The sequence below is a fragment of the Streptomyces sp. NPDC005533 genome, assembly GCF_042871845.1.
Classification (GTDB): Bacteria; Actinomycetota; Actinomycetes; order Streptomycetales; family Streptomycetaceae; genus Streptomyces.
The window spans coordinates 12,839-38,008 of the sequence record NZ_JBIAJH010000044.1 but is presented as its reverse complement, the minus strand read 5'-3'; the positions used below and the strand labels follow the sequence as shown (position 1 = coordinate 38,008).

Here is a 25,170-nt window from a genome sequence, read left to right as displayed (position 1 = left end):
TCAGCTCATCCAGCGGAGCCGCCCCGGCGGGAACAGCTCGGCGCCGAGGACGCCCAGTTCCGCCGGGGGCCGGCGCCAGTGCGGGGCCGGCCGCGCCGGATCGGCCGCCAGGCCCGCACCCGGGGCGCGTGCGAGGAGGGACTTCACCAGCGTCCCCGCCGCCGTCCCCGCCACCCGTAAGAGAACCGTCTCGACGCCCGTCATACCCCGCCCTCCCCTTGGCCCGGACATCATCTCGCTAACCGCTGGTAACCCCGATGGATACCGATCGGTAACAACCCCTAGCGGCGCCCCCGAGAGCGCCTCTATGGTGCGGGACATGCCGAACCTGCCCGATGTCGTGCTGTGGTCCATACCTGCCTTCGTGCTGCTCACCGTCATCGAGGTGGTGAGTTACCGGCTCCATCCGGACGAGGACGCCGCCGGCTACGACACCAAGGACGCGGCCACGAGCATCACCATGGGGCTCGGCAGCATCGGGTTCGACCTGCTGTGGAAGATCCCGGTCGTCGCCGTCTTCACCGCGGTCTACGAACTCACCCCGCTGCGGGTGCCGTTCCTGTGGTGGACCGCCCTGCTGATGCTGCTCGCGCAGGACTTCCTCTACTACTGGCAGCACCGGCTCCACCACGTCATCCGGATCCTGTGGGCCTGCCACGTGGTGCACCACAGCAGCCGGCGGTTCAACCTCACCACCGCCCTGCGCCAGCCCTGGACCAGTGCCACCACCTGGTGGTTCTACCTCCCGATGGTGGCCCTCGGCGTGCACCCCGCGGCGATCCCCTTCTGCTACGGACTGAACCTCCTCTACCAGTTCTGGGTCCACACCGAGCGCATCGGCAAGCTGCCCCGCCCCTACGAGTACGTCTTCAACACCCCCTCCCACCACCGCGTCCACCACGCCTCACAGGGCGGCTACCTGGACCGCAACTTCGGCGGGATCCTGATCGTCTGGGACCGGATGTTCGGCTCCTGGGTGGGGGAGACGGAGCGGCCCGTCTACGGGCTCACCAAGAACATCGACACCCACAACCCGCTGCGCGTGGCCACCCACGAGTACGCGGCCATCGCACGGGACGTGCGCGCCGCCGCGAACTGGCGCGAGCGCGCCGGACGGGTCTTCGGCGGACCCGGCTGGCAGCCCGCCGCCCCCGCCCCGGCCCCCGCCGCTGCCGCCGCCCCGGCCCCCGCCGCTGCCGCGATTCCCGCCGCCGCCGTGGAAGCACCCGCAGCCCACGCCCCCGCCGCAGCGCCCGGCGGGGACGCCGCCGCCGACGCCCGGCCCCCCGTACGGGAGACCACCGCGTGAGCACCGCACCGTCCCCGGAGCGCCCGGCCCCCTCCTGGGCCGCCGGCCGCGTCCCGGCCGGCCGGGACCGCCTCGGCCGCCTCGCCCTCGCGGCCTTCGCCGCGGCCACCGCCGTCGACCTCGTCTCGCTGCTGGCCGACTGGCACCCCGGGCACCTCGTCGCCAAGCCCCTGCTGATGCCGCTGCTCGTCGCCCACGTGATCACCCGCGGCGCGCCCCGGCTGCTGGTCGCCGCCCTGCTGTTCGGCTGGGGCGGGGACCTGGCCCTGCTCTTCGACGCCGAGCCCGCCTTCCTCGTCGGCATGGGCTCCTTCGCCGTCGGGCACGTCTGCTACCTCGTCCTCTTCGGCAAGCGGCCCGCGAACGCCCTGCTCGGGGGCGCGTACGCACTCGCCCTCCTCGGGACCGTCGTCCTCCTCTGGCCCGACCTGCCGGCCGACCTGCGGATCCCGGTCGCCGGCTACAGCCTGCTGCTCACCGCGATGGCGTTCCGCTCCAGCGCCCTCGGCCCGCGGGCCGGCGTCGGCGGCGCGCTGTTCCTGCTCTCCGACACCCTCATCGCCTCCGGGGTCGCCGAATGGCCCCAGCTCCCCCGCCCGGACTTCTGGATCATGGCCACCTACGTGGCGGCCCAGTACCTCCTGGCCACCGGTTCGACAGCCACCCGGGAAGCAGGCGTACCGTAGGACGGTCCTCAGTCGTACAAGACTGAACAACCCCGAGCCGGAGGACTGCACCACCATGCGCGCCACCGTCATCCACGCCCCGCACGACATCCGTGTGGAGGAGGTGCCCGACGCTGCGATCCAGCGCCCCGAGGACGCCGTCGTCCGTGTCCTGCGCGCTTGCATCTGCGGCAGCGACCTGTGGGCCTACCGCGGCGAGGCCGCCCGTCAGCCCGGCCAGCGCATCGGCCACGAGTTCCTGGGCATCGTCGAGGAGACCGGCTCCGCCGTGTCCGACCTGCGCGCCGGCGACCTCGTCGTCGCGCCCTTCATGTGGTCCGACGGCACCTGCGAGTACTGCAAGGAGGGCCTGTTCACCTCCTGCGACCACGGCGGTTTCTGGGGCTCGGTCGGCCACGACGGCGGCCAGGGCGAGGCCGTCCGGGTGCCGCACGCCGACGGCACCCTGGTCAAGCTGCCCGCCGACGCCGTCTCCGACGACCACCTGCTGACCGGTCTGCTCGCGCTGTCCGACGTCATGGGCACCGGCCACCACGCGGCCCTCGGCGCGGGCGTGCGCCCGGGCTCCACGGTCGCCGTCGTCGGTGACGGCGCGGTCGGCCTGTGCGGCGTCCTCGCCGCCAAGCGCCTGGGCGCCGAGCGGATCATCGCACTGGGCCGCCACTCCGTCCGTACGGACATCGCCAAGCTCTTCGGGGCCACCGATGTCGTCGCCGAGCGCGGCGAGGCGGCCGAGGCGGCCGTGCGCGAGCTCCTCGGCGGCCGGGGCGCGCACGCCGTCATCGAGGCGGTCGGCACCGAGCAGTCCATGCGCACCGCCGTGAACATCACCCGCGACGGCGGGGCCATCGGCTACGTCGGCGTCCCGCACGGCAGCGGCACCGGTCTCGACCTCGGCGTGATGTTCGACCGCAACATCACCCTGCGCGGTGGCGTGGCCCCGGTCCGCGCCTACATCCCGGAGCTGCTGGAGGACGTGCTCAGCGGCGCGATCGACCCGGCGCCCGTCTTCGACCGGGCCGTGTCCCTGGACGAGGTCCCGGACGGCTACCGGGCGATGGACGACCGCAGCGCGCTCAAGGTCATGATCAAGCCCTGAGCGCTCGAACGGACGGGCCGGGCGGGGTGATCCCCGCCCGGCCCGTCCGTTTCCCGTTCTCCGCTCCTGCCGCGGGGGCTACTTCACGGCCTTGAGCGCGTCGACCACGCCGTATCCGTAGTAGCCCGTCTGGCCCCACTTGGACGTGCAGGTGGTGGCGTCGACCAGCGCGCCGGTGGCGTCGTAGATCTGGGTCGGGCAGGCCGCCTTGGTGGCCTGCGCCTTGAGCATGGCCTGCAGCTGGGAGGGCGTGGCCCCCGGGTGGGCGCTCTTGAGCAGCGCCGCGACGCCCGCGACGTGCGGGGCGGCCATCGAGGTGCCCTGCTTGTAGCCGTAGCCGCCGCCCGGGACGGTCGACAGCACGCGTCCGTTGGCGTCCGGGGTCGCCGGGACCTGCCACTTGTCGCCGCCGGGGGCGGCGACGTCCACGACCCCCAGGCCGAAGCTGGAGTAGTACGAGCGCAGTCCCTTGTCGCCGGTGGCCGAGACGGTGACCACGCCCGGCAGCTGCGTGGGCAGGTCCAGGCAGACCCTCGGGTCGATGGTCCGCGGCACCGGGGTGGTGTCGTTCGGGCTGGTCTCGTCGACGAGGGAGTCGGCCGCCAGGTCCTGGGCGGAGTTGCCGGCCGAGGCCACGTGGAGCGTGCCCTTGCGCTCGGCGTACCGGGTGGCCCGGCCGATGGCCTCCACCAGCGCCTTCTGGTCGTCGTCGGTCTTGCAGTTGAAGAGGTACGGGTCGACGTAGTAGCTGTTGTTGGTCACCTCGATCCCCTTCTCGGCGGCGAACATGAAGCCGCAGACGACCGCCTCGGTGTAGAAGAGGCTGGTCCCGGGCTCGCTCACCTTGATCGCGGCGATCTTCACGCCCGGTGCGACCCCGCTGATGCCGAGGCCGTTGCGGGCCGCGCCGATGGTGCCGGCCACGTGCGTGCCGTGGTCGCTGCCGTCGGGGTACGGACGCCAGGCGCCCTCGGTGGTGTCCGCCACGCCGCCGACGCAGTTGGCCGACTGGCCCTTGGAGAAGTTCGGGGCGAGATCGGGGTGGGTGTCGTCCACACCCGTGTCGATGATGCCCACGGTGACGTCCGGGCTGCCATCGTTGATCTTGTGAGCCTCGTCGGCCTTGATCGTCCGCAGGTCCCACTGGTTGGGCTCCAGCGGCTCCTGACCCTCCTGGGCGAGCGCCGCGGCCTTGGCGGCGTCCGCCGCGCTCAACTGCTGCGTCGCGCCTTCCTCGGTGGTCTGCACCGCCTGCATCGGGGCCGTCCGGGTGGCGCCGACCGACACGAACAGACCGCGCTGGGCGCGCAGCTGCCTGGCGAAGTCGGGGTTCTGGGAATGTGCGACGACGACCCCGATCTGCTCATAGGCCGTCACCACCGTTCCGCCGGCCCGCTCGACGGCCTTCTTCGCCGCCTTCACGGTGGCGTACGCGTTCAGGTTCGCCACGTACGACAGCTTGGGCCCGGAGGCGGAGGGCTTCGAGGCCGTCGCCGGGTCCGCCGTGCCGCCGAGCGGCGCGGCGGAGGCCGAGACCGAGGGCAGGAAGGCGAGCGAGGCGGTGAGCGCCAGGCCGACCGGCACGGCGAGGGCGCGCCGGCGGACGGATCCCAGATGAGCCATGGGTTCTCCAGATCATCTTTCGAAAAGCCGCCCGTACGCGGTCGCGTCGGACGGGTTCATGACAAGTGAACCTAGCGCTGTCGTTCGTCCCCACGCCATCAGTTCGAGAAATCAGATTCCGAAGAATCCATGGGTGTTGAACCGTCCCGACACGCCGTACGTGCCGTTGACAGGGGGGCTCAGCACCACCGGCCCCCCACACGGAGGTTGTTTTGTCCGTCGTCCCCACCGCACCCGCGTCACAAGGAGATCCCCCCGTGACCACCGAAGCAGCGCCGCCGCCGGGCAGCGCGGGAACGCCCCTGGCCGGCCCCACGGCCGAAGATTTCGCGAGCGTCCAGCAGAGCGCCGAGTTCGCCGAACTGCGGAGCTCCTACCGCTCCTTCGCCTTCCCGCTCACCGTGGCCTTCATCGCCTGGTACCTGCTCTACGTCCTGCTGTCCAACTACGCGGGCGGCTTCATGGGGACCAAGGTCTTCGGCAACATCAACATCGCCCTGGTGCTCGGTCTCGCCCAGTTCGCGACGACCTTCCTCATCGCCTGGCTGTACGCGCGGCACGCCGCCACCCGGCTCGACCCGAAGGCACAGGCCATCAAGGCGCGGATGGAGGGCGGGGAATGAGCGGCGCGCTCCACCTGACGACGGCCGCGGGCGCCTCCGAGCACCGCCCGCTGATCATCACCCTGTTCGGGCTGTTCGTCGTCGCCACCCTGATCATCACCGTCTGGGCCGGCCGCCAGACCAAGGACGCCGCCGACTTCTACGCGGGCGGGCGCCAGTTCACCGGCTTCCAGAACGGCCTCGCCATCTCCGGCGACTACATGTCCGCCGCGTCCTTCCTCGGCATCGCCGGAGCCATCGCCCTCTTCGGCTACGACGGCTTCCTCTACTCCATCGGCTTCCTCGTGGCCTGGCTGGTCGCCCTGCTGCTCGTCGCCGAGCCGCTGCGCAACTCCGGCCGCTACACGATGGGCGACGTGCTCGCCTACCGGATGCGCCAGCGGCCCGTCCGGACCGCCGCCGGCACCTCCACCATCGTGGTCTCGATCTTCTACCTGCTCGCCCAGATGGCCGGCGCCGGTGTGCTCGTCTCGCTGCTCCTGGGCATCACCAGCGACGGCGGCAAGGTCGCCATCGTCGCGCTGGTCGGCGTCCTGATGATCGTCTACGTGACCATCGGCGGCATGAAGGGCACCACCTGGGTCCAGATGGTCAAGGCCGTCCTGCTCATCGCGGGCACCCTCCTGATCACCTTCCTGGTGCTGGTGAAGTTCCACTTCAACATCTCCGACCTGCTGGGCAAGGCCGCGGAGAACAGCGGGCAGGGGGCGAAGTTCCTCGAACCCGGGATGAAGTACGGCAAGGACTCGACCTCGAAGCTGGACTTCATCTCGCTCGGCATCGCCCTCGTCCTGGGCACCGCCGGCCTGCCGCACATCCTGATCCGCTTCTACACGGTGCCCACCGCCAAGGCCGCGCGGAAGTCCGTGAACTGGGCCATCGGCATCATCGGCGCCTTCTACCTGATGACGATCGCCCTCGGGTTCGGCGCAGCCGCCCTGCTCGACCGGGCCGAGATCATCAAGTCCAACAAGGCGGGCAACACGGCGGCCCCGCTGCTCGCCCAGGCGGTCGGCGGAGGCCCGGACTCCACCGGCGGCGCCGTCCTCCTCGCCGTGATCTCCGCGGTCGCCTTCGCCACCATCCTCGCCGTGGTCGCGGGCCTCACCCTCGCCTCCTCCTCGTCCTTCGCGCACGACCTGTACGTGAACGTGATCCGCAAGGGCAAGGCCACCGAGAAGGAGGAGGTGCGCGCCGCCCGCTGGTCCACGGTCGTCATCGGCGCCGTCGCCATCGGCCTGGGGGCCCTGGCCCGCGACCTCAACGTCGCCGGGCTGGTCGCGCTCGCCTTCGCGGTCGCCGCCTCCGCCAACCTGCCGACGATCCTCTACAGCCTCTTCTGGAAGCGCTTCACCACCCAGGGCGCGCTCTGGTCCATCTACGGCGGGCTGGTCTCGGCGGTCGGCCTGGTGCTCTTCTCCCCGGTCGTCTCCGGAAAGCCCACCTCGATGTTCAAGGACGCGGACTTCTTCTGGTTCCCGCTGGAGAACCCGGGCATCATCTCGATCCCGCTGGGCTTCTTCCTGGGCTGGCTCGGAACCGTCCTCTCCAAGGAGAAGGCCGACCCCCAGAAGTTCGCCGAGCTGGAGGTGCGCTCCCTCACGGGAACAGGGGCGCACTGACATCATCCGAACACCCAGCGTGGCCGCGTCGTAGGTCCCTACGACGCGGCCACTTTACGTCTCGTTCATTTGGGCACCCCTTCGCGACACGGGCGTCGCGTAGGCTCGAAATAGAACGCGTGAAGTAGATCCAAATGTCGCGCGTACCTCTACATCCGGACAGGGGAGGGGGCCCACAGTGCTTCTCGACACCTACGGCCGCGTGGCCACTGACCTGCGCGTCTCACTCACCGACAGGTGCAACCTGCGCTGTACGTACTGCATGCCCGAAGAGGGGCTGCAATGGCTCGGGAAGTCCGATCTGCTCAGTGACGACGAGATCGTCCGGCTGATCCGCATCGCCGTCACGCAGCTCGGCATCACCGAGGTCCGCTTCACCGGCGGCGAGCCGCTGCTCCGGCCCGGCCTGGTCGGGATCGTCGAGCAGTGCGCGGCCCTGGAGCCCCGCCCGAAGATGTCGCTGACCACGAACGGCATCGGTCTCAAGCGCACCGCGCAGGCCCTCAAGGCGGCCGGCCTGGACCGGGTCAACGTCTCCCTGGACACCCTGCGCCCCGAGGTCTTCAAGACCCTCACGCGCCGCGACCGGCACAAGGACGTCATCGAGGGCATGGCCGCGGCCCGCGCGGCCGGCCTCACCCCCGTCAAGGTCAACGCCGTCCTCATGCCCGGGCTCAACGACGACGAGGCCCCCGACCTGCTGGCCTGGGCCGTGGAGAACGAGTACGAGCTCCGCTTCATCGAGCAGATGCCGCTCGACGCCCAGCACGGCTGGAAGCGCGACGGCATGATCACCGCCGGGGACATCCTGCAGTCGCTGCGCACCCGCTTCACGCTCACCGAGGAAGGCGCCGCCGAGCGCGGCTCCGCCCCGGCCGAGCGCTGGGTGGTCGACGGCGGCCCGGCCACCGTCGGCGTCATCGCCTCCGTCACCCGCCCGTTCTGCGGCGCCTGCGACCGTACCCGGCTCACGGCCGACGGCCAGGTCCGTACGTGCCTGTTCGCCACCGAGGAGTCGGACCTGCGCGCCGCCCTGCGCTCGGGCGCCCCCGACGAGGAGATCGCCCGGCTGTGGAAGGTGGCGATGTGGGGCAAGAAGGCCGGGTCCGGCCTGGACGACCCGTCGTTCCTGCAGCCCGACCGCCCGATGTCCGCGATCGGCGGCTGACCGGCCCCGGCCGTCGGGGCCGGGCTCGGCGACCGCCCGCGGTCAGCGCTGGCGCTCCGAGCCCTCCGGCTGCACCCACTCGTCGAGCTTCACGACGTCCTTGAGGAAACCGCGGACCCCCAGGAACTGCGAGAGGTGTTCGCGGTGCTCCTCGCACGCCAGCCAGGTCTTGCGCCGCTCCGGCGCGTGCAGCGTCGGGTTGTTCCACGCCAGGACCCAGACGGCCGCGTCGCGGCAGCCCTTGGCGGAGCAGGTGGGGGTTTCGTCGGGGCCGGAGGGGACACCGGAAGCGTCTGAGGAAGTCACGGCCCAACCCTAGAACGGAAAGGCGACGCCGAGCAGCCACGGGGGGAGCTGCCCGGCGTCGGTCCGTCGCTCCGACGGGGGATGCGGAGCGCGTGAGCAGTATGTCACGCAGGACCCGGTGCAGTGCACCGGAACTTCATGATTGATCTGAGCTTTTCTTGAGGTTTCCCGCCTCCAGCGCCGGCCGCACCGGAGCGGGGATGAAGTGGGAGGGCAGGGAGGGCGTCGACTCGCGCCCCGCGTTGGCGATGACCACGGCGATGTACGGCAGCAGGGCTCCCGCGATGAGCGTCACGACGGCCACCGGGCGCTGCACGTTCCACAACAGCACGGTCGCGATGACCGACAGCGTCCTGATGCCCATCGAGATCACGTACCGGCGCTGGCGGCCCCGCACGTCCTCGTCGAGACCCATCCGCGCACCGGTGATCCGGAACACCTCGGACCCGTTCCGCTTCTGCCGCTTCGTCCGTTCCACGCTCCACCGCCCGATCGCCTGCCGGGCGCACCCCGGCCCGGACACTCCCCACGGTACGCCGCCCCCGCACCCGCGAGGAGAGGGGGCACCCCCATTGGAGGGTGCCCGAAATGCGCGGTACGTCGGACGGGCCGAGACTGGGCCCACATGCGCACAAGGCGCGCCAGGAGGAGGCTCGACATGTCTTGGTTGTGGGCGATCATCGTCGGTTTCGTGCTGGGGCTGATAGCCCGGGCCATCCTGCCGGGCAAACAGCACCAGCCGATCTGGCTGACCACCCTGTTCGGCATCGTCGGCGCGGTCCTCGGCAACGCCGTGGCCACCTGGATCGGCGTCGGGGAGACCAAGGGCATCGACTGGACCCGGCACCTGCTGCAGCTCGCCGGCGCGGTCCTCGTGGTCGGACTGGGCGAGATGCTCTACGGAGCGGTCCGGGGCCGCAAGCGCCAGATGACCTGAGGCGCTCCGGATCACGACGGAGGGGCCGGCCGGACCGTACGTCCGAACCGGCCCCTCCGCCGTGTTCCGTACGCCGCCCGCGCGGCGTTCCGTATACCGTCCCGCGGCCTCAGGCCCCGGTGACCTCCACGGCCGCCAGGTTCTTCTTGCCCCGGCGCAGCACCAGCCAGCGCCCGTGCAGCAGGTCCTCCTTGGCGGGGACCGCGTCCTCGGCGGTGACCTTCGCGTTGTTCACGTAGGCCCCGCCCTCCTTCACGGTCCGGCGGGCGGCCGACTTGCTGGCCACCAGGCCGGTCTCCGCGAGCAGGTCCACGACCAGGCCCAGCTCCGGGACCCGGGCGTGCGGCAGCTCGGACAGGGCCGCGGCCAGCGTGGCCTCGTCCAGCTCCGCCAGCTCGCCCTGACCGAACAGCGCCTTCGACGCGGCGATCACGGCGGCGCACTGGTCGGCGCCGTGCACGAGCGTGGTCAGCTCCTCCGCCAGCGCCCGCTGCGCGGCACGCGCCTGCGGCCGCTCGGCGGTCTGGGCCTCCAGCGCCTCCAGCTCCTCGCGGGACTTGAAGGACAGGATCCGCATGTAGGTGGAGATGTCCCGGTCGTCTACGTTCAGCCAGAACTGGTAGAACGCGTACGGCGTGGTCATCTCCGGGTCGAGCCAGACGGCCCCGCTCTCGGACTTGCCGAACTTGGTGCCGTCCGCCTTGACCATCAGCGGGGTCGCCAGCGCGTGCACGACCGCTCCCGGCTCGACGCGGTGGATCAGGTCGAGTCCGGCCGTCAGGTTGCCCCACTGGTCGGAGCCGCCCTGCTGGAGCACGCAGCCGTAGCGCCGGTACAGCTCCAGGAAGTCCATGCCCTGGAGCAGCTGGTAGCTGAACTCGGTGTAGCTGATGCCCTGGTCGGAGTCGAGCCGCTTGGCGACCGAGTCCTTCGTCAGCATCTTGTTGACCCGGAAGTGCTTGCCGATGTCCCGCAGGAACTCGATGGCGGACATGCCCGCCGTCCAGTCCAGGTTGTTCACCATGAGCGCCGCGTTCTCGCCCTCGAAGGACAGGAACGGCTCGATCTGGGTGCGCAGCCGGGTCACCCAGTTCGCGATGGTCTCCGGGTCGTTCAGGGTCCGCTCGGCCGTCGGCCGCGGGTCGCCGATCTGCCCGGTGGCCCCGCCGACCAGCGCCAGCGGCCGGTTACCGGCCAGCTGGAGCCGGCGCACGGTGAGCACCTGCACCAGGTGCCCCACGTGCAGCGAGGCGGCCGTCGGGTCGAAGCCGCAATAGAACGTGACCGGACCGTCCGCGAAGGCCTTGCGCAGCGCTTCTTCATCAGTGGACTGGGCGAAGAGCCCACGCCACTTCAGTTCGTCGACGATGTCCGTCACGGTCTCTCGACTCCTTCGGATGATGGAAATTGCAACACTTCGTTGCAACGGTCAGTCTAGGCCGGTCAGACGCCCTTGCTGACCGAACTCATGTTGAAATCCGGGATGCGCAGCGCGGGCATCGCGGCCCGGGTGAACCAGTCGCTCCACTCGCGCGGCAGGGTCTTCTCGGTCCGTCCGGCCTCCGAGGCCCGCGACAGCAGGTCCACGGGGGACTCGTTGAACCGGAAGTTGTTGACCTCGCCGACGACCTGCCCGTTCTCCACCAGGTAGACGCCGTCCCGGGTCAGCCCCGTGAGCAGCAGCGTGGCCGGGTCCACCTCGCGGATGTACCAGAGGCAGGTCAGCAGCAGACCCCGCTCGGTGGCCGCCACCATCTCCTCCAGGGACTTCTCGCCGCCCCCGTCGAGGATCAGGTTCCCGAAGCCGGGCGCGAGCGGCATGCCGGTCAGCGCGGCGGTGTGCCGGGTCGTGGTCAGCCGGGCCAGCTCCCCGTCTCGGATCCACTCGGTCGGCGGGACCGGCAGGCCGTTGTCGAAGACCGAGGCCTCGTCGCCCGAGCTGTGCGCGATCACGAACGGCGCGGACTCCAGGCCCGGTGCGTTGGGGTCGCTGCGCAGCGTCAGGGGCAGCTCCGACAGCTTCTCGCCGAGCCGGGTGCCGTCGCCGGGCTTGGAGAAGACCGTACGTCCCTCCACCGCGTCCCGGGCCGCCGCCGACCACATCTGGTAGATCAGCAGGTCCGCCACGGCCGTCGGCGGCAGCAGGGTCTCGTACCGGCCGGCGGGCAGGTCGATCTTCCGCTCCGCCCAGCCCAGGCGTACGGCGAGCTCCGCGTCCAGCGCGGTCGGGTCCACGTCCTTGAAGTCCCGGGTGGAGCGGCCGGCCCAGGCCGAGCGCTGCCGGTCCGGCGACTTCGCGTTGAGCTCCAGCGTCCCGTTGGGCTGGTCGTGGCGCAGCCGCAGGCCGGTGGAGGTGCCGACGTACGTCGAGACCAGCTCGTGGTAGGCGAAGCCGTAGAGCTCCCGGCCGCCCGCCCGGGCCCGGGCGAAGGCCTCGCCGAGGGCCGGGGCGAAGTCCGCGAACACCGCCGAGGTGGTCTCGGCCGGGGCGTCGGTGAAGTCCGGCGAGGCCGGGGTCCCGGTGACCAGCGGCTGCGCGTCCTCCGCCGGGCCCGCCCCGCGCGCGGCCTCTTCGGCGGCCCGCACCAGCGGCTCCAGGTCGGCCGCGGTCACGGCGGAGCGCGAGACGACCCCCGAGGCCGTGCCCTCCTTGCCGTCGACCGTGGCGATGACCGTCAGGGTCCGGCCCCGGGTGACGCCGTTGGTGGTGAGCGCGTTGCCCGCCCAGCGCAGGTTGGCGCTGGACTCCTCGTCGGCGATGACGACACAGCCGTCGGCGGTGGACAGCTCCAGCGCCCGCTCGACGATCTCGTGGGGCTTGGTGCGTCCGTTCGAAAGCGTGCTCATCGGCCGGCCTCCTGCGTGGTGTTCAAGATGTTCACGTCGCGGAACAGCGCGGACGGGCAGCCGTGCGAGACCGCGGCGACCTGGCCGGGCTGGGCCTTGCCGCAGTTGAAGGCGCCGCCCAGGACGTAGGTCTGCGGGCCGCCGACCTTCTCCATCGAGCCCCAGAAGTCGGTCGTGGTGGCCTGGTACGCGACGTCGCGCAGCTGGCCCGCCAGCCGGCCGTTCTCGATCCGGAAGAACCGCTGCCCGGTGAACTGGAAGTTGTAGCGCTGCATGTCGATCGACCAGGAGCGGTCGCCGACCACGTAGATCCCGCGCTCCACCCCGCCGATCAGGTCCTCGGTGGAGAGCCCGCCCGGATCGGGCTGCAGCGAGACGTTCGCCATCCGCTGGACGGGCACGTGCGCGGGGGAGTCGGCGTAGGCGCAGCCGTTGGAGCGGCCGAGGCCGGTCAGCCTCGCGATCCGCCGGTCCAGCTGGTAGCCGACCAGGGTGCCGTCCTTGACCAGGTCCCAGGACTGCGCCTGGACGCCCTCGTCGTCGTACCCGATGGTCGCCAGACCGTGCTCCGCCGTGCGGTCACCGGTCACGTTCATGATCGAGGAGCCGTACGTCAGCTTGTTCAGCTGGTCGAAGGTGGCGAAGGAGGTCCCCGCGTACGCCGCCTCGTAGCCCAGCGCCCGGTCCAGCTCGGTGGCGTGGCCGATGGACTCGTGGATGGTGAGCCACAGGTTGGACGGGTCCACCACCAGGTCGTAGCGCCCGGCCTCGACGCTCGGCGCCCGCATCTTCTCGGCGAGCAGGCCGGGGATCTGCTCCAGCTCGGCGTTCCAGTCCCAGCCGGTGCCCGTCAGGTACTCCCAGCCGCGGCCGGCGGGCGGGGCGATGGTGCGCATCGAGTCGAACTCGCCGGTCGTGCCGTTCACGGCGACCGCCGTGAGCTGCGGGTGGATCCGCACCCGCTGCTGCGTGGTCGAGGTGCCCGCGGTGTCGGCGTAGAACTTGTTCTCGTGCACGGCGAGCAGCGAGGCGTCCACGTGCGCCACCCCGTCGGCGGCCAGCAGTCGCGCGCTCCAGTCGGCGAGCAGCGCCGCCTTCTCGGCGTCCGGCACCGCGAACGGGTCCACGTCGTAGGCGGAGATCCAGGTCCGGTCCGCGTGCACGGGCTCGTCGGCGAGCTCCACGCGCTCGTCCGAACCGGCGGCCTTGATCACCTGGGCGGACAGCTTCGCCATGGCCACGGCCTGCGAGGCCACCTTGGCGGCGGCGTCCATGGTCAGGTCCACGCCGGAGGCGAATCCCCAGCTGCCCCCGTGGACCACCCGGACCGCGAACCCGAGGTCGGTGGTGTCGGACCCGCCGGCGGGCTTGGCGTCGCGCAGGCGCCAGGAGGCGCTGCGGATCCGCTCCAGCCGGAAGTCGGCATGCTCGGCGCCCAGCGCGCGGGCCCGGGCGAGCGCCGCGTCGGCGAGCGCCCGCAAGGGAAGCGCGGTGAAGGCCGCGTCGATGGAATGGGGCACGGAAGTCCTCCCGGGGTCGGAGCCGGTCGCCCCGATCATGTCGCGATCGGGGCCTTCGTGCCTACATCTTTCTGTAGGGACTCGACAGAGCCCGCCGCGAGGCCCTGTGGGGGGTCGATTCTCCGTACGAGCGGTGCGACCTATAGGTTTTTGGTATTCAGACCGCTAGCGAAAGGGTGATCCGTTGAGCCGCTCGGTTCTCGTCACCGGAGGAAACCGGGGCATCGGCCTCGCCATCGCCCGAGCCTTCGCGGAGGCCGGCGACAAGGTCGCGATCACGTTCCGGTCGGGTGAGCCGCCGGAGGCGCTCACCTCGCTCGGTGTCCTGGCGGTGCGGTGCGACATCACCGACTCCGAGCAGGTGGAGCAGGCCTACAAGCAGATCGAGGACGCGCACGGCGCGGTCGAGGTGCTGGTGGCCAACGCCGGCATCACCAAGGACACGCTGCTGATGCGGATGTCCGAGGAGGACTTCGCGTCCGTCGTCGACACGAACCTCACCGGCACGTTCCGGGTGGTCAAGCGCGCGAACCGTGGCATGCTCCGTGCCAAGAAGGGCCGCGTCGTCCTGATCTCCTCGGTCGTCGGACTGCTCGGCTCGGCGGGACAGGCCAACTACGCCGCCTCGAAGGCCGCGCTGGTCGGCTTCGCCCGCTCGCTCGCCCGTGAGCTGGGTTCCCGCAACATCACCTTCAACGTCGTCGCCCCCGGTTTCGTGGACACCGACATGACGAAGGTGCTCACCGACGAGCAGCGCGCGGGCATCGTGGGCCAGGTGCCGCTCGGCCGTTACGCGCAGCCCGAGGAGATCGCGGCAGCCGTCCGCTTCCTGGCGTCCGACGACGCCGCGTACATCACCGGAGCCGTCATTCCCGTTGACGGCGGATTGGGCATGGGTCACTGATCACCATGAGTGGAATTCTCGACGGCAAGCGCATCCTCATCACGGGGGTGCTGATGGAGTCGTCCATCGCCTTCCACGCCGCCCGGCTGGCCCAGGAGCAGGGCGCCGAGGTCGTCCTCACCGCGTGGCCGCGCCCGAGCCTGACCGAGCGCATCGCCAAGAAGCTGCCCAAGCCGGTCAAGGTGATCGAGCTCGACGTCACCAACGAGGAGCACCTCGCCCGGCTCGAGGGCCTCGTCCGCGAGGAGCTCGGCGGCCTCGACGGTGTCCTGCACTCGATCGGCTTCGCGCCGCAGGACGCCCTCGGCGGCAACTTCCTGAACACGCCGTTCGAGTCGGTGGCCACGGCCATGCACGTCTCGGCGTTCTCGCTGAAGTCGCTGACGATGGCCTGCAAGCCGCTCTTCCCGGCGGAGGGTGCGGCCGTCGTCGGCCTCACCTTCGACGCGCAGTTCGCCTGGCCGCAGTACGACTGGATGGGACCGGCGAAGGCCGCCCTGGAGGCCACCAGCCGCTACCTCGCCCGTGACCTGGGCAAGGAGAACATCCGCTGCAACCTGGTCTCGGCCGGTCCCCTCGGCTCGATGGCCGCGAAGTCCATCCCGGGCTTCTCGGACCTCGCGGAGGTCTGGAACACCCGCTCCATGCTGGAGTGGGACATGAGCGACCCGGAGCCGACGGGCAAGGCCATCGTGGCCCTGCTGTCCGATTGGTTCCCGAAGACCACCGGCGAGATCGTCCACGTGGACGGCGGCCTGCACGCGATGGGTGCCTGACCTCCGGTCAGGGCTCCCGAGTCCGTACGGCGGCGGCCGCGCCTCCCTTCCGGGGAGGCGCGGCCGCCGCCGTTTCCGCGCCCTGCCGCCGCCGTTTCCCGTGCCACGCGGGCGCCGCTCGCTCGTATGTCCACCGGCCGACCGGATCTTCCCGAGTCGAAAACCGGGACAGATGCCTGCAAACTTGCCAGGCCGGGATCTTCCCGGCTCCTGCGGGGAGGAGGGTAGGAGTGCGAGCGAGGCCGAGCCGAACGGTATCGATGCTGGTCACCTCGGTGATCCTGACCGGACTCCTGGTCCCCGGAGCCGCCGCAGAGCCCATGGGAGACGAACCGGCGGCCGGCCCCGAAGCGGTGGCCCCCGCCGTCGTGGAGCTCGCCGAGATCCCCGCCGAACCCCCCGTCCAGCCCTCCCGCCCCGCCGCGCGGGAACTCTTCGGAGCCGACTGCGACACCACGATCGAGGGCTCGCAGGTGACGGCGAACTGCCACAACGCCTACCCGGGGACGGACCTGCTGCGGCTGCACGTCGAATGCGACCGCTGGTGGGACGTCGACGGGGACGGCGCCGCCGTCCCCGTCGGACCCGCCGGCCGGGTGGAGCTCACCGGGCGCTGCTGGAAGGAGGTCCGCTCGGCCTGGATCACCCACCAGCGGGCGTGAGCGGGTCCCCGTCCGCGTTCTTGCCGAGGCAGGCGAAGGGATAACCCGCGGCCTCCGAGGCCGCCGCGTCCCCGTCGCCCCGCCGGATCGCCTCGATCAGCCGGGCGTGATCCAGATGGGCCGACGCGTGCAGCTCGGTGCCCACGTCCGCCCGCAGCCAGTCGGCCACCAGGTAGCCGAGGTCCGCGTACAGCTCGATCAGCACGTCGTTGTGCGAGGCCGTCACCACCGCCATGTGCAGGCTCACGTCCGCGGCCACGAAGACCTCCGCGTCCCCGCCCGCCCAGGCCTCCTCGCGGCGCGCCAGCAGGGCGTCCAGCTGTACGAGGTCCCGCTCGGTGCGCCGCTCCGCCGCCAGTCGGGCCGCCGAGGACTCCAGCGTCGAACGCAGCTCGGCGATGTGCCGCGGCTCGGCGCCGGCGAACCGGCGGTGCATGACGCCCGCCAGCTCGCTGGTGGCGATCACGTACGTGCCCGAGCCCTGCCGGATGTCCAGGAGGCCGTTGTGCGCCAGCGCCCGCACGGCCTCGCGCACCGTGTTGCGCGCGACGCCGAGCAGCTCGACGAGCTCCGGCTCGGTCGGGATGCGGGCGCCGACCGGCCATTCGCCGGAGGTGATCTGGTTCCGCAGCTCGGTGATCACCTGATCGACGAGAACGGAGCGCCGGGGCGAGGTCAGCGGCATGGGTTCCTCTCAAGGGCGACTGGACAACCAATCATCCCATGATTCTATGATGGTGGGATGTCCGACGAAGAAATCCAGACCCTCGACCGGCCCACCGGGAGCCACCGGCCCGCGCGGCAGGCCGCGGCAGACCGCGCGGCGGCCGCCCCCACCCCGCCCGGGACCTCGCAGCCGACCTGGCTGGGGCCGGTGCTCATCGTCGGAATCGTGCTGGCCGCCCTCAACCTGCGGCCCGCCATCACCAGCCTCGGCGCCCTCTTCGAGGAGACCCGCACGGGCCTCGGCATGAGCGGCACCGTGGCCGGACTGATCACCTCCGTCCCCGCCCTGTGCTTCGCCGTCTTCGGCGTCACCGCGCCCCGGCTCTCCCGCCGCTTCGGCCCGGCCGCCGTCGTCTGCGCCGGCATGGCCGCCGTCGCCGCCGGCCTGCTGATCCGCCCCTTCACGAACGGGGCCGTGGGCTTCCTGGCCGCCAGCTCCCTGTCGCTGGCCGGCATAGCCCTCACCAACGTCCTGCTCCCGGTGATCGTCAAGCGCTACTTCCCGGACCGGGTCGGCACCATGACCGGCCTCTACTCCATGGCCCTGGCCGCGGGCACCTCGCTCGCCGCCGCCGCGACCGTCCCGCTGACCGCCGCCCTCGGCGGCAACTGGCGCACCGGCCTGCTCATGTGGGCCGCCCTCGCCGTCGTCGCCGTACTGCTGTGGCTGCCCCTCACCCGCGCCGCCCGCCGCGCCGACCGGGCCCAGGCCGCGGCCGACGCGGGCGGCGCCGTACGGGCCGACGCGGGCCCCAAGATCGTCCGCAGCCGCACCGCCTGGGCCCTCGCCTGCTACTTCGGCCTCCAGGCCACCGGCGCGTACGTCACCATGGGCTGGCTCCCGCAGATCTTCCGCGACGCCGGGGTCTCCGCCTCCACCGCCGGCGTGCTCCTCGCCGTCACCATGGTCATGGGCGTCCCCCTCGCCTTCGTCATCCCGGGCCTCGCCGGCCGGATGAAGAACCAGGGAGCCATCGCCGCCGTCCTCGGCGTCTTCGGCCTCACCGGCTACCTCGGGCTCTACCTCGCCCCCGCCGCCGGAGCCTGGGCCTGGGCGCTCCTGCTCGGCATCTCCAACTGCGCCTTCCCCCTCGTCATCACCCTCATCGGGCTGCGCGCCAAGTCCCCGGCCGGCGTGGTCAAGCTCTCCGCCTTCGCCCAGAGCACCGGCTACCTCATCTCCATCCCCGGCCCGCTCCTCATCGGCGCCCTCTACCAGCACAGCGGCGGCTGGGACCTGCCGCTCGCCCTGATGGCGGGCCTGCTCGTCCCGCAGATCGCGCTCGGCGTCCTGGCGGGCAGGGACCGCACGATCGAGGACGAATGCGGCGTGCGAGACTGACCGACATGTCGCCCGTACTCGAACCCAACCCGCAGGACGGCCGCAAGAAGCTCGGCCTCGTCCTCGGCGCCTTCCTCGCCATCACCGTGATCATCTCCGTGATCGCGACCCTCGCGTCCCCCTGACGACGACCGCCCCGCCGCGGGGGTGGGGACAACCCCACCACCCCTAGGGGGTCAGGCTCAGGGTGAAGTGGGGTGTGCCCCGGATGGGAACGGCCGCAGCGGATCCATAGATTCGTGAGCAGCGAGCCAGTCCCGTCCGCACACCCACGGAGGCGGCCATGTCGGCCCCCACGCACCCCCGGTCCCTCCCGTCCGCCGCCGCCCCCCGGGCCCGCGCCACCGCCGGCGCCGGCACCCGGCTGCACTGGTGGGCGCTGGCGCTGCCCGCCCTCGCCTTCGGCCTCCTGCTGATGCTCCTCGCCGGCTCCGGCGAGGCCCACGCGGCCGGCGGCGAGGGCTCCTCCCTGGTCCAGGTCGCCGAGCAGCTCCTGCGCGCCGTGGGCTGACCTCCCGAGCGCCCCACCCCCGGTGGGGTGAGCCCCCCCAACACCCTGCGCCCCGTGGTCCGTTTCATGCGAAGCTGGGAGTCATGAGCGCCGACACACCCCGCAGGATCGCCCTCCTCCGGCACGCCAAGGCCGACTGGCCCGAGGTGCCCGACCACGACCGCCCCCTGGCGGAACGAGGCCGCAAGGACGCGCCGGCCGTCGGTCTGAAGCTCGCCGAGACCGGCATCGTCTTCGACCTGGCCCTCTGCTCCACCGCGGCCCGCACCAGAGAGACCTGGAAGCTCGCCGTCCAGGAGATGCCGCACCGGCCGAAGACCCACTACGAGGAGAGGCTGTACGACGCCTCCCTGGGCGAGCTCATCGCCCTGGTGAACGAGACCTCCGACGAGGTCTCCGACCTCCTCCTCATCGGCCACAACCCCGGCATGCACGCCCTCGCCGACGCCCTCTCGGGGCGGGCGGAGGGAGACACCCTCGCGCGGATGACCCGTACGGGATTCCCGACCGCGGCCCTCGCCGTCGTCTCCTTCACCGGATCGTGGAAGTCCGTAGAGCACGGGGTGGGCACCCTGCTCGACTACTGGACCCCCAAGGGACACTGACCGGCCCGGCCGTCTCCGCGCGAACGGGCCCCGGCAGCCGCACCGGCCGCCGGGGCCCGTTCGCGTCCCGTACGCGTCCCGCCGCTCAGGCCAGGTCGGCGGCCTCGATCTCCTCGCGGGTGATCCCGAGCAGGTACAGCACCGCGTCCAGGAAGGGCACGTTCACCGCCGTGTGCGCGGCCTCGCGGACCACCGGCTTGGCGTTGAAGGCCACACCCAGCCCGGCCGCGTTCAGCATGTCCAGGTCGTTGGCCCCGTCACCGATCGCCACCGTCTGGGACAGCGGTACGTCGGCCTCCGCGGCGAAGCGGCGCAGCAGCCGGGCCTTGCCCGCCCGGTCCACGATCTCGCCGGTGACCTTGCCCGTCAGCTTCCCGTCGACGATCTCCAGCGTGTTGGCGGAGGCGAAGTCCAGCCCCAGCCGCTCCCGCAGGTCGTCCGTGACCTGCGTGAACCCGCCGGAGACCACCCCCACCTGGTAGCCGAGCCGCTTGAGCGTACGGATCAGGGTCCGCGCGCCCGGCGTCAGCTGCACCTCGGCGCGGACCTTGTCCACGACCGAGGCGTCCAGACCCGCCAGCAGCGCCACCCGGGCGTGCAGCGACTGCTCGAAGTCCAGCTCGCCGCGCATGGCCCGCTCGGTGACCGCGGCGACCTCGGCCTCGCACCCGGCGTGCGCGGCGAACAGCTCGATGACCTCGTCCTGGATCAGGGTCGAGTCCACGTCCATGACGACGAGGCGCTGCGCCCGGCGGTGCAGCCCGGCCGAGACCACGGCCACGTCCACGCCGATGTGCGCGGACGCGGTGGCCAGGGCGGTCCGCAGCGGCTCGGTCTCGACGCCCGAGACGGCGAACTCCACCGCCGTCACCGGGTACTTGGCGAGACGGAAGATACGGTCGATGTTGCCGCCGGTCTCGGTGATCCGGGCGGCGATGGCGGCCGTGGACTCGGCGGTGAGCGGGTGCCCGAGCACGGTGACGTGGGAGCGGCCGCTGCCGCGCGGCCGGTTGTCACCGGTACCGGAGAGGATCTCGGCCTGCATCTTGAGGGACTCGGCCCAGCTGTGGACGGTGGCCCGCAGGTCGCCTTCGGCGCCGCCGGCGGGCTTGGTGACGAGGGCGCACAGGACGATGCGGCCACGGGTGACGACCTGCTCGATGTCGACGACATCGACGGAGTAGGCGGCGAGGGTGTCGAACAGCCCGGCGGTGATCCCGGGACGGTCCTTGCCGAAGATCTTGACGAGGAGGGTGGGGACGTCGGAGGTCTGCGATGCGCTCATGGTGCCCTCACCGTATCTTCCCCACCCCCCGCCCAGGACCCCCGTCCCACGTCTTGAACGATCGCGCCGGACTCCGGTCCTCAAACGCCGGCGGGGCTGGAAAACCAGCCCCGCCGGCGTTTGAGGCGCGGGGTCCGGGGCGGAGCCCCGGGGAACGGTGGAAGGGCGGGTAGGGGACGGCTCCGCGCAGCGGCCCTGCTCGAACCTCACCGCGGCGGCGCCGGAGGCTTCGGCGGGGGCGGCGCTCCCGGCGGGGGAGGCGGGGTGAAGGGCTCCCGCCGCGGCGGCTTCGGCGGCCTGGGCGACCACGGCGGGACCCCGGTCACCGTCACGTCCCACGAGCCGTCCGCCTCCCCGCCCACCCCGGGCCGCACGCCACGCACGGGCCCGCCGAACAGCACCGCCCCGGGATACGCGGCCGTCGGCGCCTCGGGGTCGGGCCACCCCCGGACCGGCCCCGGAGCGGGCGCGCCCCGCCGAGGGGCCAGCAGCGCGCCCACCGCCCCCGCCACCGCCCCCCACACCGCACCCAGCAGGAGAGCGAGCGGCACGGACCCCCGCAGCTCCACCCCCGCATCCACCGCGTCCACCCCCACCACCGCCAACGAGGCGTCCGCGGAGAGCCCCGTCAGCCACACCAGCCCCACCAGAGCCACCGCCGTCACCGCCGACATCCGCACCGCACACCCGAGCACCCTGCGCCCGCGCCCGGCCCCGCGCCCGGGAGTCCGTACGGCCGCCAGCACGCCCGCGCAGAGCAGCAGCAGCCCCGCCCCCGCGACCAGCAGCCAGACCCGCCCGTCGTACTCCGCGAGGCGCGCCACCGTCACCGGCTCCCGCCCGGAGACCGCCAGCAGATCGTCCAGCGGATCGGGCAGCAGCCGCGCCGCCTCCCCCTCGGCCCGGCCGCGCACCGGAACGAACAGCCCCAGCAGCACCCCCAGCCAGCTCCCGTTCGGCGCCCCGAGCAGCGCGGCCCCCACCACCCGCCCCGGACGGGCGTCGCCCATCGCCGCCCACACCGCCGCGGCCAGCCCGGCCGCCACCGCGACCAGCAGCACGTGCAGCACCGCCGAGGCGGCCGGGCGGATCCGGGCGAGCGCGGCCGGCCCGCGCCACGAGACCAGCAGGGCCACCGCCAGTACGGCGAGCGCCCAGGCGCCCGCGCCCAGCAGCGTCGGCCCCGTCTCCACGGAGAAGCCGACCCGGGTCCGTGTCTCGATCAGGTCCCCGACGCGGTCCGGGAGCAGCCCGCCGATGTCCCCGATCCCCGGGATCTCCAGCGTGGCCGGGGCCCTCGGCAGCTCCGTCCCGTCGAGGGTGACCACGTCGTGCCCGATCCACGCCAGCCCGCCCGCCGTCGCGACGAACAGCGCCGTCGGCACGAGGACCCGGGCGGCCGTCTCGACGGGCCCGGCCCCGGCCCGGAGCGAGCGCGCGAACAGCCGGCCCAGGACCAGGGCTCCGGTCAGGGCCACCCCCAACGGCATGACGTCCAGGGAGGTTTCGGCACCCGTCCCGACGACCCCGAAGGCCGACACGTCACCCGAGGGGGTCACGGTGCCGCCGACCGCGAGGACCACCACGGCGGCCGTCATCGCCCCGAGGGACCCGCCCGCGGCGTCGGCGCCCAGCAGGCGCAGACCCAGCGCCGCCACCCCCGCCATCACGATCAGGGACCAGCCCACGGCGGCGACCGCGGACACGAGCACGTCTCCCCAACGAATGCGGCGCATGCGGTGAACCCCCGATGCCTACCGAGCGGTACGCGAGGGGACCCCCGGGCGAGAAGTCCCGTATCTCACTCTCCGGGCGACTTTCGACCCCGTCAACGGGCAGTCGTAGACGCCCCGGCAAGGCCCGGATTCCACATACGGCTGCGGGCCTGAAATAGTTCCCCCGGATGTTCGCCATCCCTAGACTCCCTGACGTCATGGGGGATTCTCGGGGGACTTAAGTGGGGCTGGAGTGCCGGAACTCGTACTGGAATTGAATGGAAGGACCTGGACGCTCGATCCGTCCAGGTCGTACTCGCTGGGGCGCGACCCCCAGGGAGACGTGGTGATCGACGACGCGCGGGTGTCGTGGCGGCATGCCACCATCACCTGGAACGGCCAGAGTTGGGGGATCGAGGACCACGGCAGCACCAACGGCACCTACGTGCACGGGGCGCGGGTCCAGCAGACCCAGCTCGTCCCCGGCACGCCGGTCCACCTCGGCAACGCGACCGACGGCCCGCGGCTGAACCTGACCGCCGCCGCCGCGCCGCAGCCGGCCGTGGCCCAGCAGGCGCCGGCGCAGCAGGCCCAGGCGTACGCCCAGCCGCAGGCCCCGGCGTACCAGGCGCCGCAGCAGCAGCCCCAGCAGCAGGCCTGGGAACAGCAGCAGCAGGCGCAGTACCAACAGCAGCCGCAGGCACACCTCCCGCACCAGCAGGGCGGCGCCGCCGCGCCCCGCCCGGCGCAGGGCGGGGCACCGGCCTACGGCGACCGCAGTCCGACGACGTTCCACCAGCTCTCGCTGGGCCACGTCATGCGGATCGGCCGTGCGCTGGAGAACGAGCTGGTGGTCTCCGACCTCCAGGTCTCGCGCAACCACGCCGAGTTCCGCGCGATGCCCGGCGGCCGGTTCGAGATCCACGACCTCGGCAGCCACAACGGCACCTACGTCAACGGCCAGCCGCTGCCGAAGTCCGGGACCGCGCTGCTCGGGCCGAACGACATCGTCGGCGTCGGCCACTCGACGTTCCGGATCGTCGGCGACCGCCTCGAGGAGTTCGTCGACACCGGCGACGTCTCCTTCTCGGCCCGCCACCTCACGGTCACCGTCGACGGCGGCAAGCAGATCCTCAAGGACGTCACCTTCGGGGTCCCGGAGAAGTCGCTGATCGGCGTCATCGGACCCTCGGGCTCCGGCAAGTCCACCCTGCTCAAGGCGCTGACCGGGTACCGGCCCGCCGACCAGGGCGACGTGCTCTACGACAACCGCAACCTGTACAAGCAGTTCGCGGAGCTCCGCCAGCGCATCGGCCTGGTCCCGCAGGACGACATCCTGCACAAGGAGCTGAAGGTCAGCACCGCGCTCAAGTACGCGGCCAAGCTCCGCTTCCCCGGCGACACCGCCGAGTCCGAGCGGGCCGCCCGCATCGACGAGGTGCTGCGCGAGCTCAAGCTCGACATCCACAAGGACAAGAAGATCACCGCGCTCTCCGGCGGTCAGCGCAAGCGCGTGTCCGTGGCCCTGGAGCTGCTCACCAAGCCCTCGCTGATCTTCCTGGACGAGCCGACCTCCGGCCTCGACCCGGGCATGGACCGCGACGTCATGCAGCTGCTGCGCGGCCTCGCCGACGACGGCCGCACGGTCCTCGTCGTCACGCACTCGGTCGCCGAGCTGGCCATCTGCGACAAGCTGCTGGTCATGGCCCCCGGTGGTTCGGTCGCGTACTTCGGTCCGCCGGACGAGGCGCTGAACTTCTTCGGCTACACCACGTGGGCGGACGTCTTCTCGGCCTTCGAGAACTACCGCGACTACGACTGGGCCGGCCGCTGGAAGGGCTCGCAGCACTACCAGCTGTACGCCGCCGACATCGACGCGGTCGCCCCGCAGTCCGTCGCGATGCCCTCGCCGCAGCAGATGATGCCGCCCAAGCCGCAGGGCTGGGGCTCGCAGCTGTGGACGCTGATCCGCCGCTACGTCTCGGTGATCGCCTCCGACAAGGGCTTCATCGGCCTGATGCTGATCCTGCCCGCCGTCCTCGGCGTGGTCTCCACGGTCATCCCGGCGACCTTCGGCCTCGCCCCGCCGACGCCGCCGTCCCAGTTCAACGGCGACGCCGGCACGATCATGCTGATCCTCGCGGTCGGCATGTGCTTCTCGGGCGCGGCCAACTCGGTCCGAGAGCTGATCAAGGAACGCGTCATCTACGAGCGTGAGCGCGCGACGGGCCTGTCCCGGTCGGCGTACCTCATGTCGAAGGTGATCGTCCTCGGCGTCATCACGGCCATCCAGGGCGTGATCATCTGCGGGATCGGCTTCTTCCCGCGCGACCTGCCCACCGAGGGCCTCCTGATGCCGCCGGCCGTCGAGCTGTGCCTGTCGGTCATCGCGCTCGGCTTCACCTCGATGATGTTCGGCCTCGTGATCTCCTCGCTGGTGAAGACCGCCGAGAAGACCATGCCGCTGCTGGTCATGTTCGCGATCGTCCAGGTCGTCTTCACCGGCATCCTCTTCCAGGTCTACGACTCCCCGGGCCTGGAACAGTTCGCCTGGCTGATGCCGTCCCGCTGGGCCGTCGCCGCCGCGGGCACCACGCTGAACCTCGGCAAGCTCATGCCGCCGTGGGACCGCGACAACCCGACCAACACCGACCCGCTCTGGGACGCCACGGTCGGCCAGTGGAGCCTGAACATCACCGTTCTGCTGCTCCTCGGCATCGCCTGCGGCTTCCTGGTGCAGCGCCTGCTGCGCCGCCACGAGCCCGAGGTCATGCGCGCGGGCAAGTAGCCCGCGGCAGGACCCGCACTCGGGACCTCACGCAGGAAACGCACGGAACGCGCGGAACGCACGAAACGCCTCAGGGCGGCACCCGGAAGTCCGGGCGCCGCCCTGAGGCGCGTGGG

25 protein-coding genes are annotated in these 25,170 nt (G+C 71.8%); 15 read left to right on the top strand and 10 right to left on the bottom strand.

Going from position 1 to position 25,170, the window contains the following annotated elements:
• The gene (locus ACFYP3_RS30955; protein WP_388839698.1) at positions 1-204 is read right to left on the bottom strand and encodes a hypothetical protein; all 204 of its coding nucleotides are present in this window, start codon (positions 202-204) and stop codon (positions 1-3) included.
• Positions 205-319: 115 nt separating this feature from the next.
• On the opposite strand from ACFYP3_RS30955, the gene ACFYP3_RS30950 reads away from it, so the two are divergent.
• From ACFYP3_RS30950 to ACFYP3_RS30940, 3 genes are read left to right on the top strand one after another with little or no spacing between them, the layout of a single operon-like run.
• Complete coding sequence (locus ACFYP3_RS30950; protein WP_388839695.1) at positions 320-1,309, top strand: sterol desaturase family protein; 990 nt, start codon at positions 320-322, stop codon at positions 1,307-1,309.
• Complete coding sequence (locus ACFYP3_RS30945; RefSeq protein WP_388839692.1) at positions 1,306-1,995, top strand: lysoplasmalogenase; 690 nt, start codon at positions 1,306-1,308, stop codon at positions 1,993-1,995. The genes ACFYP3_RS30950 and ACFYP3_RS30945 overlap by 4 nt, the downstream gene beginning before the upstream one ends.
• Before the next feature lie 55 nt (positions 1,996-2,050).
• A complete protein-coding gene (locus ACFYP3_RS30940) occupies positions 2,051-3,094 on the top strand; it encodes a zinc-dependent alcohol dehydrogenase family protein (RefSeq protein WP_388839689.1) in 1,044 nt (347 codons plus the stop codon).
• Positions 3,095-3,172: 78 nt separating this feature from the next.
• On the opposite strand, the gene ACFYP3_RS30935 is transcribed toward ACFYP3_RS30940, so the two are convergent.
• Entirely contained in the window at positions 3,173-4,717 is a 1,545-nt protein-coding gene (locus ACFYP3_RS30935; protein ID WP_388839686.1) for a S8 family serine peptidase, read from the bottom strand.
• A gap of 257 nt (positions 4,718-4,974) precedes the next feature.
• Between ACFYP3_RS30935 and ACFYP3_RS30930 the strand changes: the two genes are divergently transcribed.
• The 3 genes from ACFYP3_RS30930 to moaA all read left to right on the top strand — a co-directional run bounded on the left by ACFYP3_RS30930 (position 4,975) and on the right by moaA (position 8,130).
• Positions 4,975-5,340 carry a DUF485 domain-containing protein gene (locus tag ACFYP3_RS30930; RefSeq protein WP_388839683.1) on the top strand — a complete coding sequence of 122 codons (366 nt, stop codon included), beginning with the start codon at positions 4,975-4,977 and terminating at the stop codon, positions 5,338-5,340.
• Positions 5,337-6,962 carry a cation acetate symporter gene (locus ACFYP3_RS30925; RefSeq protein ID WP_388839680.1) on the top strand — a complete coding sequence of 542 codons (1,626 nt, stop codon included), beginning with the start codon at positions 5,337-5,339 and terminating at the stop codon, positions 6,960-6,962. The genes ACFYP3_RS30930 and ACFYP3_RS30925 overlap by 4 nt, the downstream gene beginning before the upstream one ends.
• A 178-nt stretch (positions 6,963-7,140) precedes the next feature.
• Positions 7,141-8,130, top strand: coding sequence for a GTP 3',8-cyclase MoaA (moaA, locus tag ACFYP3_RS30920; protein ID WP_388839677.1), 990 nt, complete (start codon positions 7,141-7,143; stop codon positions 8,128-8,130).
• 42 nt (positions 8,131-8,172) lie between these two features.
• Here the strand turns inward: moaA and ACFYP3_RS30915 are convergent, their stop codons facing one another.
• Both ACFYP3_RS30915 and ACFYP3_RS30910 read right to left on the bottom strand, forming a co-directional pair.
• Positions 8,173-8,436, bottom strand: a complete 264-nt coding sequence (locus ACFYP3_RS30915) for a hypothetical protein (protein WP_388839674.1) — start codon at positions 8,434-8,436, stop codon at positions 8,173-8,175.
• 136 nt (positions 8,437-8,572) lie between these two features.
• Positions 8,573-8,851 (bottom strand): DUF3099 domain-containing protein, encoded by a 279-nt coding sequence (locus ACFYP3_RS30910; protein ID WP_388839751.1) that lies wholly within the window; start codon positions 8,849-8,851, stop codon positions 8,573-8,575.
• Positions 8,852-9,094: 243 nt separating this feature from the next.
• On the opposite strand from ACFYP3_RS30910, the gene ACFYP3_RS30905 reads away from it, so the two are divergent.
• Positions 9,095-9,373 (top strand): GlsB/YeaQ/YmgE family stress response membrane protein, encoded by a 279-nt coding sequence (locus ACFYP3_RS30905; RefSeq protein ID WP_388839671.1) that lies wholly within the window; start codon positions 9,095-9,097, stop codon positions 9,371-9,373.
• Between the two features lie 109 nt (positions 9,374-9,482).
• Here the strand turns inward: ACFYP3_RS30905 and tyrS are convergent, their stop codons facing one another.
• The 3 genes from tyrS to ACFYP3_RS30890 all read right to left on the bottom strand — a co-directional run bounded on the left by tyrS (position 9,483) and on the right by ACFYP3_RS30890 (position 13,779).
• Positions 9,483-10,751, bottom strand: a complete 1,269-nt coding sequence (gene tyrS, locus ACFYP3_RS30900; RefSeq protein WP_388839668.1) for a tyrosine--tRNA ligase — start codon at positions 10,749-10,751, stop codon at positions 9,483-9,485.
• A 65-nt stretch (positions 10,752-10,816) separates the two neighbouring features.
• Positions 10,817-12,220, bottom strand: a complete 1,404-nt coding sequence (locus ACFYP3_RS30895; RefSeq protein WP_388839666.1) for a metallopeptidase TldD-related protein — start codon at positions 12,218-12,220, stop codon at positions 10,817-10,819.
• Positions 12,217-13,779, bottom strand: a complete 1,563-nt coding sequence (locus tag ACFYP3_RS30890; protein WP_388839663.1) for a TldD/PmbA family protein — start codon at positions 13,777-13,779, stop codon at positions 12,217-12,219. Before ACFYP3_RS30890 ends, ACFYP3_RS30895 begins: the two co-directional genes overlap by 4 nt.
• A gap of 145 nt (positions 13,780-13,924) precedes the next feature.
• Here ACFYP3_RS30890 and fabG point away from each other — a divergent pair, with 145 nt between their 5' ends.
• The 3 genes from fabG (at position 13,925) to ACFYP3_RS30875 (ending at position 16,082) form a co-directional block, all read left to right on the top strand.
• Positions 13,925-14,644, top strand: coding sequence for a 3-oxoacyl-[acyl-carrier-protein] reductase (gene fabG / locus ACFYP3_RS30885; RefSeq protein WP_030717003.1), 720 nt, complete (start codon positions 13,925-13,927; stop codon positions 14,642-14,644).
• Positions 14,645-14,649: 5 nt separating this feature from the next.
• Positions 14,650-15,420, top strand: a complete 771-nt coding sequence (gene fabI / locus ACFYP3_RS30880; protein WP_365474593.1) for an enoyl-ACP reductase FabI — start codon at positions 14,650-14,652, stop codon at positions 15,418-15,420.
• A 230-nt stretch (positions 15,421-15,650) separates the two neighbouring features.
• Positions 15,651-16,082, top strand: a complete 432-nt coding sequence (locus ACFYP3_RS30875) for a hypothetical protein (protein ID WP_388839660.1) — start codon at positions 15,651-15,653, stop codon at positions 16,080-16,082.
• On the opposite strand, the gene ACFYP3_RS30870 is transcribed toward ACFYP3_RS30875, so the two are convergent.
• Positions 16,063-16,767 (bottom strand): FadR/GntR family transcriptional regulator, encoded by a 705-nt coding sequence (locus ACFYP3_RS30870; RefSeq protein WP_388839657.1) that lies wholly within the window; start codon positions 16,765-16,767, stop codon positions 16,063-16,065. The genes ACFYP3_RS30875 and ACFYP3_RS30870 overlap by 20 nt on opposite strands.
• Before the next feature lie 57 nt (positions 16,768-16,824).
• On the opposite strand from ACFYP3_RS30870, the gene ACFYP3_RS30865 reads away from it, so the two are divergent.
• The 4 genes from ACFYP3_RS30865 (at position 16,825) to ACFYP3_RS30850 (ending at position 19,266) form a co-directional block, all read left to right on the top strand.
• Positions 16,825-18,150, top strand: a complete 1,326-nt coding sequence (locus ACFYP3_RS30865) for a CynX/NimT family MFS transporter (protein ID WP_388839654.1) — start codon at positions 16,825-16,827, stop codon at positions 18,148-18,150.
• A 5-nt stretch (positions 18,151-18,155) separates the two neighbouring features.
• Positions 18,156-18,275 (top strand): SGM_5486 family transporter-associated protein, encoded by a 120-nt coding sequence (locus ACFYP3_RS30860; RefSeq protein ID WP_388839651.1) that lies wholly within the window; start codon positions 18,156-18,158, stop codon positions 18,273-18,275.
• A 158-nt stretch (positions 18,276-18,433) separates the two neighbouring features.
• The gene (locus ACFYP3_RS30855; RefSeq protein WP_388839648.1) at positions 18,434-18,661 is read left to right on the top strand and encodes a hypothetical protein; all 228 of its coding nucleotides are present in this window, start codon (positions 18,434-18,436) and stop codon (positions 18,659-18,661) included.
• 83 nt (positions 18,662-18,744) lie between these two features.
• Positions 18,745-19,266 carry a SixA phosphatase family protein gene (locus tag ACFYP3_RS30850; RefSeq protein ID WP_388839645.1) on the top strand — a complete coding sequence of 174 codons (522 nt, stop codon included), beginning with the start codon at positions 18,745-18,747 and terminating at the stop codon, positions 19,264-19,266.
• A gap of 85 nt (positions 19,267-19,351) precedes the next feature.
• Here the strand turns inward: ACFYP3_RS30850 and serB are convergent, their stop codons facing one another.
• Both serB and ACFYP3_RS30840 read right to left on the bottom strand, forming a co-directional pair.
• On the bottom strand, positions 19,352-20,551 hold the full coding sequence (serB, locus tag ACFYP3_RS30845) for a phosphoserine phosphatase SerB (RefSeq protein WP_388839642.1): 1,200 nt from the start codon (positions 20,549-20,551) through the stop codon (positions 19,352-19,354).
• Between the two features lie 206 nt (positions 20,552-20,757).
• Positions 20,758-22,287, bottom strand: a complete 1,530-nt coding sequence (locus ACFYP3_RS30840; protein ID WP_388839639.1) for a streptophobe family protein — start codon at positions 22,285-22,287, stop codon at positions 20,758-20,760.
• A 232-nt stretch (positions 22,288-22,519) separates the two neighbouring features.
• Here ACFYP3_RS30840 and ACFYP3_RS30835 point away from each other — a divergent pair, with 232 nt between their 5' ends.
• Positions 22,520-25,054 carry an FHA domain-containing protein gene (locus ACFYP3_RS30835; protein ID WP_388839636.1) on the top strand — a complete coding sequence of 845 codons (2,535 nt, stop codon included), beginning with the start codon at positions 22,520-22,522 and terminating at the stop codon, positions 25,052-25,054.
• The last annotated feature ends 116 nt before the right edge of the window (positions 25,055-25,170 follow it).